Genomic DNA, 14,468 nt, shown 5'->3' with positions numbered 1-14,468 from the left:
CTTACCGGTTCACAAATTATGAAGCATTTAACGGGCTGTTGCACAACACTATGATTAGTAATAGGAGGAATAATTAATAAATGCTTCATCCGAAAGTCCGCGATTATGTTTTCATGCCGGAATTTGGCAGACGCTTCAGTAGCTCAACAGGCGAACTTTGTATAGTAATTACGGCGAATAAAACCCTATTAAATGCATAAATGAGTGGAGCAATACGGTTGGGAATCCAGTCCCGGGCACGAAAACCCTGCAAGTCATTTGCAGGGTTTTTTATTTAAATCTATTCATTGGTGACCTCAGTCCCTGCTATCTCTACTTCCTCCGGAATGATCAGCATTAACTCACACCCCGGGTCCGATTGAACTGAATGCTTAAAACCGGGAGGAGTATATAGATAATCACCTGCATTTAATTCGGTCTCATTTACCCGGCAAGTCCCGCTTAAGACAAACAATTCTTCACCTCCGGGATGATTATGATAGGGATATTTCGCTCCTGGTCCAAATTTCAGCAAAATGCTGGGTGGTCTTTTCTGTTGTTCATCGAAGCGAAGAATCTTCACATAAATTCCATTTGTATCCACTCCATTCTCCACCAGCGGCTGCCATTCGATAAGACTTGTTTTGGTGATATAATCAATAATAGAAGTGTTCATGTTATACCAATTTAGTTGTTGAGAAATTTCTTTTTGCAGGTCTTAGCTGAGTTGACACCCCAATACGATTCCATGCATTGATGGTAATAATTGCCATAATAATCTGTGCAGTCTTTTCTTCGCCAAAATGCGAAATAGCTTTTTCATACGCCACCTCACTGAGTCCCTGTTGATGAATGAGGGTGATTTCTTCAGTCATTTGAAATGCCAGCTGCTCTTCTACCGAAAAAATATCACCAGCCTCCCGCCACGCACTGACCAGGAAAATTTTTTGGTCTGGCACGCCTGCATTTCTGGCATCCCGGGAGTGGGCATCCACACAATAAGAGCAGCCATTAATTTGCGAAGCCCTGATCCTGATAAGCTCCTTGAGTTCGGCATCGATGGAAGAAGCATTTACAAACTGGTCTAAAGCATCCAGCGCATCATAGGCTGCTGGTTGCACTTGGTTAAAATCAATTCTTTTGTTCATCGTTTTTAATTTTCGTTTGATGAATCAAAAGTAGCTTGTAGCTCCACTCTAAAGAATAGAGAATCCTGTGAAAAGCATGTAAAATCCGGGAAATTGAAATACTATAATGGTGTTCATACAAAATCCTATAACGCAAATTTTTCCTGGTAGGCTTTAGGAGAAGTATTCACATGTTTCTTAAAAAAGTTGGAGAAATAAAAAGGATCATTAAAGCCCAGCTTATAGGCTACCTCCTTAATTGATAAATTTTCATAAGTCAACAGACGCTTGGCCTCAGAGGCAACCAATCCATAGATAACACTTTGAGCCGTCCGGCCGGTATGCAATTTTGCATGTTCGTTTAGTTTGAGTTCTGTTGTACCCAGCAACTTCGCAAACTGCGATACCGGATAGTTATGTTCAAAGTTCTCACGAATAGCCTCCAAAAATTTCAGGAATAAGGCATCTGGCTTATATATTTCACCACCGTGCCTGACTTTAACACGATTTATTTCAACTAATATTAATTTCAGCCTGCTATGCACAGAAACCAGGTATTGGTAAGGTTGCTTAGCTAATTCCTGGTCTATTTGTTTTAGTTCCGCTTCAACTACCTTACTGTCCCCCAAAGCGATCAATTCATTCATGGCAAAATGACAAAACAAACTGTTATGAAAAATCAATTCAATATCGTTATCGTCTTTACAGAAAAAATCATATGTAAATTCGAGAACATACCCCTTTGCATTAATTCTATCTTTGAAGTAATGTACCTGGCCTGAAGTGATAGTAATTACACTGTTGGCTTCCAGATTAAACTCCTTTTCATCCACCACAATTGCTGCCTTGCCGGAAGCGCACCATATAAGTACATATTTTCGGATTCGCCGCGGCCGGCTTAAATCAATCGCTTTATCAAAATTTATTATTTCAATCATTATATACCGGAGCATGAATTGAATCCTAAAATTACAGCAGGTAAATGCCGGGCGGAAAAAAAAATTCGTTGGGCCCAACTACATATTTTTAAACTGAAATATATAAAGAGATGTTCCCCGCACCAAAGAAAAGAGACAATCCAAAAAGCCGTCCGTTTATTTTATCAGCCTGGGTTTTATCTTACCCGGAAAAGCAGCATCCGCCTGCAAAGCCATTACATTCAGTGATGCAACCCGGTAGCTTTCCAAAGCATGGGCAAAATAGGCCGGCCTGTTATTCCCCCATTGCACCGAGCAGTTCCGCACCGTTATACTATTTGCTTTATCAAAATAAAAACCGGATGTTTTTCCTTTTACAAATCCTTCCACATCAGCCGGCCGGCGATCATAAACTCCTCCGGCTATAGCGGTTGTTTTATTAATGAAAATATCTACGTTGTCAAAAACAATAGTTGAGATCTTATCAGCAGACTCGGCGCTGATATAGACCCCGTTTTCGCTGCTGCATTTGATATTGGTAAAATAAATATTCCTCACCGCCCCTACCTTTCCTTCCGTTGCGCCTTTCGGAAAACGCCAGTTGGCATCTTTATGATTGACCTTTGCCCGCCGATAAGCTGTCACATAGATCGGCTCCGCTTTTCCCCACCATACATCACTGAATAAATGACCTTCAATGATCATATTGGAAAATACCACATCACTCACAACACCTTCATCCCTGTTTTGAATACCTACACCCCGGTTGCTTTTTTTGATAATACAATTGTTGAATAAGACCTGCCTGATGGTATCCATATTTTCTGAGCCGATTTTAATAGCACAGCTTCTTGATGTCATCGTGCAGTTGGTAACTGTTATATTTTCACAACGGCCAAACTCTTCATATTCCCTGCGGTTCTTTAAACAGATGCAATCATCACCGCTTTCAATATAACAATCGCTGATGCGGACGTTTTTGCTATGATCAAGATCAATGCCATCGCTGTTGCGAACCTTTAAGCTATTGAGCAAAGTGATGCCTGAAATCACCACATCATCACAACCAACCAGATGAATGGTCCAGTAAGCGGAGTTGCCAATCTTCAGGTCCCTGATGCGGATATTCTTCCCGCCTATAATCGTTAATACATGCGGCCTCGGATCAAGCACATTGAAAGGCTTTAATTCGTACGAATCATCCAGCTCTCCTCCCATGAAAGAGATTCCGTTGCCATCTATTTCGCCATGGCCGCTGATAGTTACATTTTCTAAATTCTCTCCCCCGATCCAGATCGTTCCTTCACCCGGGTTTTGCCTGAAAGCACTTTTGGTATAAATTTTTTCATCAGGATTGACCAGCAGCTTTGCATTACCGGAAACATGAAATTCAATATTCGATTTTAAATTAAAAGGTCCTGATAAAAAAACACAGGAAGAAGGCAGAAGAACCTGCCCGCCGCCTGCTGCATGACAGGCGTCAATCGTTTTTTGAATAGCTGCTGCGTCATCTGCCTTACCATCGCCAATAGCGCCAAACTCTTTTACATTAAAAACTTTTTGCGCCGAAGCATTTGTTATTGCCAGCAACAAAACACTTGCAACTAAATTTATTCCCAGCCTGTTCATTTTTATTTCATTTTTGTTTGTGTCAAACCAGACGGCCGGCTACTAATGTTACTTCCCCATGGCGTTGGCTGATCAGTCAGCCATAATTCCAGCCTGCCGCCCTGCTTAATGAGTGAATGAGTAATAAAATTTTTATGATATAATTTACCATCCCACATCACCTTGCTGATATAAATGGCATCAGCAGATGACCGGTGACAAATGATTTCAAATTTCTTATTTTCCACCAGTCGTATACTTATTCTGTCAAACAGCGGCGAACTCAATAAATATTCACCTGAAACAGGATTCAAAGGATAAAATCCCATTGCAGCAAATAGATACCAGGCACTCATCTGACCGGCATCATCATTACCGCTCAATCCACCCGGACCATCGCCGTATTCTTCCTGCAAGATTTTTCTTACTTCTTTCTGTGTTTTCCAGGGCGACGCTGTATGGTTATACATAAACGGAATCTGGTGCCCCGGTTCATTGCCATGCCAGTATTCATTTTTTGCAAACAAACTATCCAATGCATTTTCCAATTGCTTTGTACCTCCCATCAGCCTGGCAAGACCCGGCACATCATGCGGCACATAAAAGGTATACTGCCTTGGTGTGCCTTCGGTGATATACACTTCTCTTTTATCTGCATTAAATGATTCAAACCATTTTCCACTGCTGTACCTTCCTCGCATCATACCAACCGAAGGATCAAAAACCTTTTTATAATTAAAGGAACGTTGCCGCAACCTTTTGTAATCATCCGTTTTATTCAACCCTTTGGCAACAACACTTAACGCATAATCATCAAAAGCATATTCCAAAGTTCGGCTCACCTGCTCTTTTTTATGAAAAGCTTCCTGCACACTGTCTTCCATCGGGATGAATCCATACCTTAAATAGGAAGTCAATGCTCTGCGGCCCATTCCGTTTTTATATTCTTCATAAGTTTTTGCTGTTTCAAAAGCATTCTTCCGCATTAATGCATAAGCGGCATTCACATCAAAGTTCCGGATGCCTTTGTTGTAGACAGAAGCGATAAATGCAGTAATATGATCGCCAATCATAGCAGCCGTATAACTATTCCAGCAGGGAAAAATTGGCAGCCATCCTCCTTGCTCCCCTTTCAATATCAATGAACGGACAAATTGATTGGTTAAACCGGGATTGACTATTTCGAAAAGCGGCAACTGCGCCCTGTAAATATCCCACATGGAAAAATCATCATAGTAATGACCATCACTCATTTTCTTGACCTCGTAATTACCGGCAAACTTCGGATAGCCGCCATCCGCATCACTCATTAATCTCGGATGCTGCATAGCATGATACAAGGCTGTATAAAAGATGCGTTTATCTTTTTCATTGTTTGTTTGTACTTCTACCTGTGATAATGCTTTTTCCCATTGCTGTTTTGCTTCTGTCAATACATCATTAAAATTTTTATCGCCTATTTCGGTCTCAAGATTTTTCTTTGCCCCTTCCAGGCCGCTAAAGGATGTGCCGATTCGAATTTGAAGTTGCTCGCCTTTCTTCATCGCAAAACCTACAAATGCGCCGATATCCTTTTTTTCTTTTATACTATCAACTGCAAACAATTCATTGTCACTAAACGTTCCGCTTCCTGAAACAGCGTTATCTATTTTAATATAAAACCAGCCATTGAACCCCGCAGGTTCACCCCATCCCTGGTAAATCCGGTGCACTGGATTGTAACCCCATACTTCCCCGGTTGCTGCATCTACTTTTACAAATCCTTTCCCGTTATCACTATTGGGTATGATAAGCAAATACAGGCTATCATCTTTTTGCATCGTGAATTGCATGATGCCACAGCGAAGCGATGAAGTCATTTCAGTAGTAAGATGAAAAGCAGGCAAATCAATTTTATAATAAGCAGGGGTTACCGTTTCATCTGTATGTGAAAACGGAATTGCGTATTCTTTCACCGTTGTTTTCAACTTACCGGTTACCGGCATGATGGTGAAGCTGCCATAATCCTGTGTGCAGGAACCGCTGAGCCAATGCGTTCCCCGAAAACCGCTCAGCAATGAATCTTTATAGAAATAAGGCGGTTGACATTTTATTTCTGTTTGCCTTGTTTGAGGCGTCCATTGCGTCATCGCGAAAGGAAGCGTAACAGCGGGAATGGTGTTGGCATTTTTTTCAGAACCGGCCTCGCTGTGTTTTAATGCGGCAGTGGTAGTGGAAGGCGCCGTACCTGAAAATGGCTGCACATATTCTAACAAATTCTGCGCAGAAAGATACTGCCCCAACAAAACAGCCATGATACAGGCTGTTATTTTTTTTATATACCCGGCTGCAGTACTACTATCGATTGGCTGTTGCGTCGCACTCTTCATCGTTTGGTAATTCTATTGTACTTTAAACAGTTGTTGTTTCAACTAAATACCAGTTTATGATTGAACGGTGTGACACCTGTAAGATATACATGCATACCGTCTGTTCTCAAACTGCCGAAATGAGTACTGTACCTTTCTCCTTCGAGATTATTAACTGACCGGTGAACAAGAGTGCCCTGGCCAAACCGGATACGATCTTCTCCAAAACTGTATTGGGCAACATCCTTTTCGTGAAAAAAATTATTATTATCAGAAGCTATTACACCGGACAAATTTCCACCCTCCTTAAAGCAAAGCTCAATAGTCACCGGCACACCTTTCAAACCATCAATGTGAAAATTCAATTCAACAGCTCCATTCGTTTCAATAAATGTGATGGTTGTTTCCAGCGTCTTTACATTACTAACCGGCCTGTTTTTAAAATCCATTTTATTCCAGAAACGATCGTCAATACTGGGAGACAGTTTGTAATCACCCCTGCTGTTTCTTTTATCCATTGGCAGCGGCTGGTAGTAGGGAACTTCCAGTTTTTTATAGAGAATATATTTACTCCCTTCTTTTCTTAATCCGTCACTGTAAAAATATCCCATACTGAAAAAACCGGACGACAACCTCATGTATTTCAAAACAGCATTCCCCCTCCTGTAAGAAAAAAAGTTGGGGCTGTTGGATCGGCCGGATGCTGTTATCAATGGCCAGTCCACTCCCCCAAAAAGCGTAGCGGTTGTATTATCTCTTCGTATCCGCAGCAAATGCGAAGTAGTAAACAGCTTTTCATAGTTAACAGGAAGATGATCGGCGGCCGGAAGTTGTTTTTGCAATAAAGAATTTTCCATGAAATAAAATAGTGCCCTGTCCAGCACCGCTTCGCGGAAATCTTTCATGCTTTCTATCTGTTTCGCTATCGCAGCAAAATGGCTGTTATTATCCCGTATGGCCATATACCTGTACTGCAGGTAAAACAATGAAATATTCCTTGCTGCGTACTGATCCTGCCTGCGGGAATCTACACTCACCAGTTCACCATCCGGTTCCATATAATAATACATCATCTCCAGGTTCTTTCTTACAGGCTCCAGTAACGATGGCTTATTTAATAAGCGGGCCATGGTAATGAATGCAGTATCCTCTACAGCAGAATAAGTGCCGCTTCTTTCCGGATAATGGCCATCTTTATCTATAAAAATTCCTTCACCAAGCCAGTCTTCTATCCTGTCTCTATATTTTTTATCGGGATATAAATCATTTATTTGAGATAACGCTGCACTGATCACCCAACGGTGATTGGGAGTATGCACACCTCCTTTGCTCAGTGCATCCCCGGCTTTGACAATAATCTTTTTCAGCTCGCTGTTAATAGCTGACAATTCCTTTGAATTATCTTTTGACAAAATATGAGCGGTTGCACAAAGAATTTCCATCAGGAAGGCAGTATCCGGCGGTGATTCAAGGTTTGCTATATTCACGGTCCCATCTTCTGATTGCGACTCCGCCAAAAAACGTATCAGCCAATCAAGCCTGGAAACAATTAGCGGATCATGATAATATTTTGAACCCTCAGAGCAGTAAGATGCTGATAATATAGCTATATCATACCCGGTTCTCCGGCTGAATTTCAGATTGCCCGGCTCCAATGATGTTAGCAATAGTGCAACCGTTGCATCATTAGCTGTAATAAGATCTTTCATTATATCATCCGCCAACAAACATTCCTTTTCTGTATTTAGTACCGCCTGAACAAAAAGGCTATCTGCTAACGGAGCTAATATCGCCAGTGCTCCTCCCATTTTTAAAAAAGAAATTCGTTTCATTTTGCTCATTTGCTGGAAAATTAATACTCATCAGGATACGGCGGCTACTCCGTTATTATTTTTCAATAAAAACCATTGGACAGGTAACGAAAGATATATCAATAGAAGAATGATCAGTACGCTATTTTCCGAATATTTTCCGTATTAAAAAAATCCCGGGGCTGAAAAACCCCGGGGGACTGCTTAATATAAAAACTGCTAAACTAATAGCCTGGGTTTTGTACAAGTTTGTTGTTGGTAGCAATGGCTGAGGTGGGTATTGGGAAAAGACGGCGATAAGTATCAGTATTTATTTTCCCCAATCCCCAGCTATTCTCAAATTTTCCAAAGCGGATCATATCATTCCTGTGCCAACACTCCCACGATAATTCGCGGCAACGTTCTGCATAAATATCATCCAATGTGAGGCTGGTTAGTTCAGGGCTTGTGGTGCGAACCGCCCTCAGCATGTTGACCAATGAAAGTGCTGTATGACCCATAGTAGCCGTGCCTCCTCTTTGAATAGCTTCTGCTTTCATTAAAATAATATCAGAATAGCGGAACACAGGCGCATCATTATTCTGGTTTCTTGTTATTGAATTAGGATCAGCCAAAAATTTAATATTCCTGTAACCTGTATTCCATGCAAGTTCATCTTTACCCACATCATAGGCAGTAGCGCCGAGCCGGGAAGCATTTCCAAGCGGCGAAAGATTCAAATGATAAGTATATGATGCACCTGGACTGCCGCCTGAATAAAACTGATCATATCCAAGATTGGTTGTGTTTACCATGATGGGGTTGCCATCTGGCCAATATTGCAGGCCGGTAAGCCATTGATTGTTTCTGATATCATTGGCATCATTGAAATGAGCATAGAACTCATCGGTTGTGCAACGGGGGCCGCTGGGCTTATTGTTTGCCAGTCCATTGTCCTTGGTTTGATTTAAAATAATCTGGCTGTAGGTATAAGTACCCGGCGAGGAAGCAGCATAACGGTATTTGATGCCTAAGTTCCGGTTCAGATCATAACGGGCATAAAACAAATAACCATTGGAAGTGGAAGGATCATACGGAATGGCAAAAATGAATTCTTTAAAAGAAGGCCCATTTGAAGGAGCAAACATATTGAAATAAGTAGCCCTTGATTCCAGCGCATATTGGGTGCCTCCTCCTGCATTGATCACACTATCACAGGCAACAATACATTCATTGTACTTTGCCGTACCGGTATATACTTCTGCATTCAAATACATCTTAGCCAGTAGCGAATACGCCATATAGCGGGTGGGTTTACCATAGGTAGCAGAGCCCGATGCTGTTTTTAAATAAGGAATGGTAGCCTTCAGCTCGCTTTCAACATAATTAAACACATCTTTCCTCGGAGTATTAGTACGCAACTCGGTATTTCCGTACACAGTATCCAGCGGTACATTTCCAAACATATCCATCATATAGTAATAAAACAATGCCCGCATGGTACGCATTTCTGCAATACTGGTAGTTTTAACCGTTCCTTCATCAGAGTCTTTAAGGAGATACAAAACCTGGTTGGTGTTACCAATAAGGTTAGCTAAGTAAGACCATTCACCTCCGATATTCGGATGATCTTTTGTCCATGTGTGCCGGTGAAGATCCATGTACCTGTTTCCGTCAATCCAGTCGGATCCATAAATCAACAAAGCAGACTCATCCGTTGACTGACTTGTAACGAAGAAATGGCCTGTAGTATAACCATCTCTGAAAAGGTTATAAATTGTACCCATCAGGGCATTATAATGAGCCTCTTTTTTTGGAAAGGTTTCGCTTGTAAGTTCAGTAGTTACTTCTACATCCAGTTTATGGCAGGATGCTAAAGACAAAACCAGCAAAACCGGAATCACCGTATAAAAAAATATCTTTTTCATTTGTCTAATTTTATTGTTTTCTGGCCAAATGGAATTCGCCATAAAAATTTTCTTCGCGGTTGATATGAATTTGCCCGAAAATCTTTATAGCTCATTTCATATTTCGTAATGGTTAGTCGTTATTAAAATGAAACATTTAAACCAAACAGGATGGTGCGTGTTTTTGGATAAAAGTTATTGTAATCAATGCCCGGCGCTATACCACCCTGGTTGATCTCAGGATCTATTCCCTTGTAGCCGGTGATGGTAAATAAATTATTGCCAGTAACATATAACCTGACACTGTTCAATCCTTTCACTGGCTTAGAAAAAGTATAAGCCAGTGTTGCATTGTCCAACTTTACATAATCTCCCTTTTCAATATAACGGGTGGAGTAAAATGAGTTCTTACCATCCGCAATTTTGTCATCCCCGGCGCTTACCAATATGTTGTTGGCTGTGGCCGCACTCACATAAGAAAGATCGGCCCTTGTAGCATTGAATATCTTATGACCAAACACACCGCGGAAAAAGAAATTGACGTCAAACTTTTTATATCGGAGACTATTGCTCCATCCCATCAGCAATTTGGGTTGTGCATTACCTACATAAAAATAATCTGTGCCAATCGCTGGCGCTGTGGTTAAGGTTTTGTCTTTTTTATAAAACTGGGAAACACCATTGGCATCCTTGCCTGCATATTCCAATGAAAAGAACTGCCCGATTGGTTTGCCTACTTTCAGCAATTGAAGTGTGGCGCCTGTTTGCCCAGGTCCTTCCGGGTCTGAATAGCGGGTGGAATCACCGTTGGTATACGGATTACTTAAACTTGTAACCAGGTTTTTATTGTGAGCAAGATTCAAAGTGGTTGTCCAGCTAAAGTCAGTTTTGCTTACAGGCGTTGCATTTAATGTCAATTCAATTCCTTTATTTTCCAAACTTCCACCATTCACTGCAATCCTTCCTCCCGGAACCAGAGAAGGAGATACACGTATATAAAAGAGCATATCAGTTGTTTCTTTCTGATAATAGTCTATGCTTCCGCTTAGCTTGTTTTTCAAAATGGTAAAATCCAACCCAATGTTTGTCGTGGATACTTCTTCCCATTTTAAATCGGCGTTGTTAGACTGAGTGGGTACTATTGCATTATCCCATGGACCGGCGTTATAAAATTGTCCCTGTAAACCATATAGCAACTGACTGTTGAAGGCATTTATTCCTCCAGAGTTACCCGTTACACCATAGCTAGCCCTTAATTTTAAATCGTTAAATATATCCTGATTCTGCATAAAACTTTCGTTGCTGATGCGCCAGGCTAAACCTGCAGACGGGAAATAACCCCATTGAGTATTCTTGCCAAAAACAGAGCTTCCATCTCTTCTTATAGAAGCTTGTAGCAAGTATTTGTCTTTGTAATTATAGTTGATCCTTCCAAAATCTGATATCTGTCTTATTTGACTATATGTTTGACCAGCACCAAGACCTATACGATAACTGGAAATTGCATACGGATTACCTGCAGACAGATTATTGTAACCAATTTGATCATTCTGGAAATTAGTGCTCGATGCCTGGAAACCTTCGCCGTTCGTGTTCTCCTGCCATGAATAACCTACTACTGCATTGACAGTATGAAACCCAAATTTCCTGTTCCATGTCAGAAATGCTTCCAGTGTTTTAAAAGTATTCTGGTAAGAGCTCCTTAATGCCGACCCATTCACGCCAAACAGATTTCCGATCAATGTATGTGCAATGTCAATACCGGGATCAGGGTTATTATAAAAATTGGAAGTTGGATACTTGCCATAATAGCTTCCATAATACTCACCACGTAAGGAAGTTGTTTTTTGATAAGCTAAGTTGGTATTAAACGTAAGATCAAAAGGCAACTTGATTTCAGTAGTGAAATTGCCGGTCACCGTATTATATTTTGCATCATCTTTTGCATTGTCAATAATGGCAACCGGGTTAAAATATCCCGTGGTATTCAGGTTTTCAAAATAAGTGCCATCCTCATTCATTACAGGAGAAATAGGCAAATGTTTAGCAGCCTGCAGCAAAACCACATTTTGTAAAGGCACATAGTTGGCATTGCTGTTAGAGTTGGCAATATTTAACCCGAATTTTATCTTATCGTTTAAGGCATATTGCTCGATAGCCAACCGGCCAATAACTCTTCTTAGCCTGCTGCGTGTTAAAATACCTTCTTTATCCAGGAAATTCAGACTTGCACTATAAGTACTGTGTTCACCTCCACCGCTGAATGATAAATTGTGATTATGAGATATGGCGGTTGGTCTTTGTATGGCTTTTTGCCAATCTGTAGTGGCGCCCTTATCATCGTTGGGGGAAAATGCAGCGCCATTGGCGGCTATATAAGCCCGCAACTGAGCCGCATCCATCAGGTCAAGATTGTTACTTACATTTTCAATGCCGACATAACCGTTATAAGAAGTTTGCACCTGGCCTTTTCTTCCCCGCTTGGTTGTTATCATTATTACTCCATTGGCGGCCCTGTTACCATAGATCGCGGTAGCGGCAGCGTCTTTCAATACATCCAATGAAGCGATATCATCGGGAGCTACCGTTGCAATATCAGCACCGGGCACACCATCAATTACATAAAAAGGGCCGCCAGGACTATTCACCGTAGAAGCGCCGCGAAGAACAACAGCGGCAGGTTTGTTAGGGTCACCACTGGCGGTAATATTTAATCCGGCTACTTTACCCTGCAACAACTGCCCCACATCACTGATAGCGCCACGGTTCAGATCTTCGGGCTTTATCGTTGTTACTGCACTTGATAAGTTTTTGCGTGAACTTTTACCATAACCCACCACCACTACTTCGTCCAGTTTTCTTGTATTGGGTTTTAAAACAACCCGGAAAGAACTTCTGCCGCTCAGGTCTAACTGCTGTGCTTCATATCCCACCGAGCTAATTACTAATATACCTGAAAGATTATCTGTTGTCAGGCGAAATTGTCCATTGGCATCGGTTATAGTACCTCCTTTTTGACCCTTTATCACAACAGATACATTCTCCACCGGCAGATCGGTTTCTTCATTGATCACTACTCCGGAAATGGTTGTATCGGCAACAGCCGCGGACTTTTCCACTTCATTATTAAAGGAGGCAATCGCTTTGCCATTTTTCTGGTAAATAATAATGCTGTTACCCACCTGCCTGAAAGAAAGATCAGTGTTTTTCAGCAGCAGTTCCAGCGTAGAGCTTACCGACCTTTTGGCTTTTTCAATACTTACTTTGTAACCATCTACCTGTTGCCGCTGGTATGCAAAAAGATAATCGGTGAGCTTTTCAATTTTTTTAAAAGCTGTTGTGAGAGTTTCATTTTTCAGTTCAAGCGTAATAAATGTCTCCTCTATTGACTGGCCCGATGTGTTCTTTGCCAGCAATACTTGTGCGCTGAAAGCAAGAATGGAGATCATTAAAAAGCTGACCCGCATGATCAATACAAAATTTGATTTACTAATAAGAGCACGGCCCGGCACAGCGCCTGAACCGCCAACCCTTGCAATGAATAATTGCATAAATTGCAGTAGTTTAAAATTTATGAATGAAGTTTTAAACGGAGCCCCTCGATTGCTTTCCACGGCTGAGGGGTTTTTTATCACCAATTTTCGAGGTGAAGTTTTGTTAAGTGGAGTTTAAGTTTAGCATATTGGCAATCGTTTTGGTTAGTCAGTTAAGTTTTTAGTAATCGCAATTGTTATTCGCAGCCTTCGCCGCTTATAATCACTTCGTCATTAGGTTGCAGCGTGTAATCAGCATCCACTACACCTGTTACTACCGTTAAAACCTGCTCAAGGTTTTCATTATTTAAAAACGTGGCGCTTATCCGGCAATTTTCCAGTGCTTCTTTGGAAAAAGAAATATTAACATGATACCTGTTGCCTATCAGGACCGCCGCTTCTTCAAGGCTTATATCATCCAGCACCAGGTATTGTTTTTTCCAGTTTAGCGCCTCATCAGCATTTACTCTTTCCAGTCTGAATGAATTGATCTCTGTATTGACCGCAATACTTTCATTGGGAACAATGACGCCATATGTTTTTTTATTATCACCGACTTTTACTTTTCCCCGGGTCACCGTTACGGTGATCTGTTTTTGCTCCGGGTAGGCTTTTATATTAAATGCCGTTCCCATCACAGTAGTAGTTACTTTTCCCGTATGAACAATAAAAGGTCTCTTTGCATCAGGCCTTATATCAAAATAAGCTTCACCACTCAGTGTCACTTCTCTTTTATCATTGGCAAAATCGGCAGGATAATCAAGCAGGCTTCCTTCATTCAACAAGACAGTGCTGCCATCCTGCAGGCGGACATATCTTTTACCGTTTGTTTCGGGAGCTGGTTCCAAAACTTTTTTCTCCGTTTTGGCAATGGGAGATTCCGGGTTATTCCTCGTGGCTACCAGGTTCCATATTGCCAGCGTTACTATCAACAGTGCTGCGGCTGCCGCATACCAATAACGGTAACGCCGTACCGGTCTGCTAACAGGGATAAGTTTGGCCGTTTGTTTTTCTGAATTAAGAATGCGATATAATAGATCCTGTGCACGGTTTACGTCAAGATCAACGGCTGGGTTGTCATGCAATAGTGAATCATCAATACGCTGTTTCAGCAAGTCATCATATTTTCCGCATTTGATCATTCGCATCAACTCGTTGTATGCTGCTGATGAAGCTTTTCCTGACAGGTATGCCTGTAAAAGCTCAATAAATTTTTCCTTACCATTCATACTTTTCCGGTATTAAGATCGGGAATGGCT

9 protein-coding genes are annotated in these 14,468 nt (G+C 41.3%); all 9 read right to left on the bottom strand.

Features of this window, described 5'->3' with window-relative positions; all coding sequences use genetic code 11:
* Positions 1-280: 280 nt before the first annotated feature.
* The gene (locus tag P2W73_RS09010) at positions 281-655 is read right to left on the bottom strand and encodes a dimethylsulfonioproprionate lyase family protein (protein ID WP_276501692.1); all 375 of its coding nucleotides are present in this window, start codon (positions 653-655) and stop codon (positions 281-283) included.
* 1 nt (position 656) lies between these two features.
* Positions 657-1,127, bottom strand: a complete 471-nt coding sequence (locus tag P2W73_RS09005; protein ID WP_276501691.1) for a carboxymuconolactone decarboxylase family protein — start codon at positions 1,125-1,127, stop codon at positions 657-659.
* A 125-nt stretch (positions 1,128-1,252) separates the two neighbouring features.
* Entirely contained in the window at positions 1,253-2,044 is a 792-nt protein-coding gene (locus P2W73_RS09000; protein ID WP_276501690.1) for a helix-turn-helix domain-containing protein, read from the bottom strand.
* A gap of 156 nt (positions 2,045-2,200) precedes the next feature.
* Entirely contained in the window at positions 2,201-3,652 is a 1,452-nt protein-coding gene (locus P2W73_RS08995) for a glycoside hydrolase family 28 protein (protein WP_276501689.1), read from the bottom strand.
* Between the two features lie 2 nt (positions 3,653-3,654).
* The gene (locus tag P2W73_RS08990; protein ID WP_276501688.1) at positions 3,655-6,000 is read right to left on the bottom strand and encodes a GH92 family glycosyl hydrolase; all 2,346 of its coding nucleotides are present in this window, start codon (positions 5,998-6,000) and stop codon (positions 3,655-3,657) included.
* Between the two features lie 38 nt (positions 6,001-6,038).
* On the bottom strand, positions 6,039-7,811 hold the full coding sequence (locus P2W73_RS08985; RefSeq protein WP_276501687.1) for a hypothetical protein: 1,773 nt from the start codon (positions 7,809-7,811) through the stop codon (positions 6,039-6,041).
* A 203-nt stretch (positions 7,812-8,014) separates the two neighbouring features.
* Positions 8,015-9,697 carry a RagB/SusD family nutrient uptake outer membrane protein gene (locus tag P2W73_RS08980; protein WP_276501686.1) on the bottom strand — a complete coding sequence of 561 codons (1,683 nt, stop codon included), beginning with the start codon at positions 9,695-9,697 and terminating at the stop codon, positions 8,015-8,017.
* 122 nt (positions 9,698-9,819) lie between these two features.
* Positions 9,820-13,227: a TonB-dependent receptor gene (locus P2W73_RS08975; RefSeq protein WP_276501685.1), complete on the bottom strand. Its 3,408-nt coding sequence runs from the start codon at positions 13,225-13,227 to the stop codon at positions 9,820-9,822.
* 179 nt (positions 13,228-13,406) lie between these two features.
* On the bottom strand, positions 13,407-14,438 hold the full coding sequence (locus P2W73_RS08970; protein ID WP_276501684.1) for a FecR family protein: 1,032 nt from the start codon (positions 14,436-14,438) through the stop codon (positions 13,407-13,409).
* Positions 14,439-14,468 lie beyond the last annotated feature (30 nt).

Source organism: Terrimonas pollutisoli (assembly GCF_029360765.1).
Classification (GTDB): domain Bacteria; phylum Bacteroidota; class Bacteroidia; order Chitinophagales; family Chitinophagaceae; genus Terrimonas_B; species Terrimonas_B pollutisoli.
The sequence above is the reverse complement of the archived record's forward strand: the minus strand, read 5'-3'. Positions and strand labels throughout refer to the sequence as shown.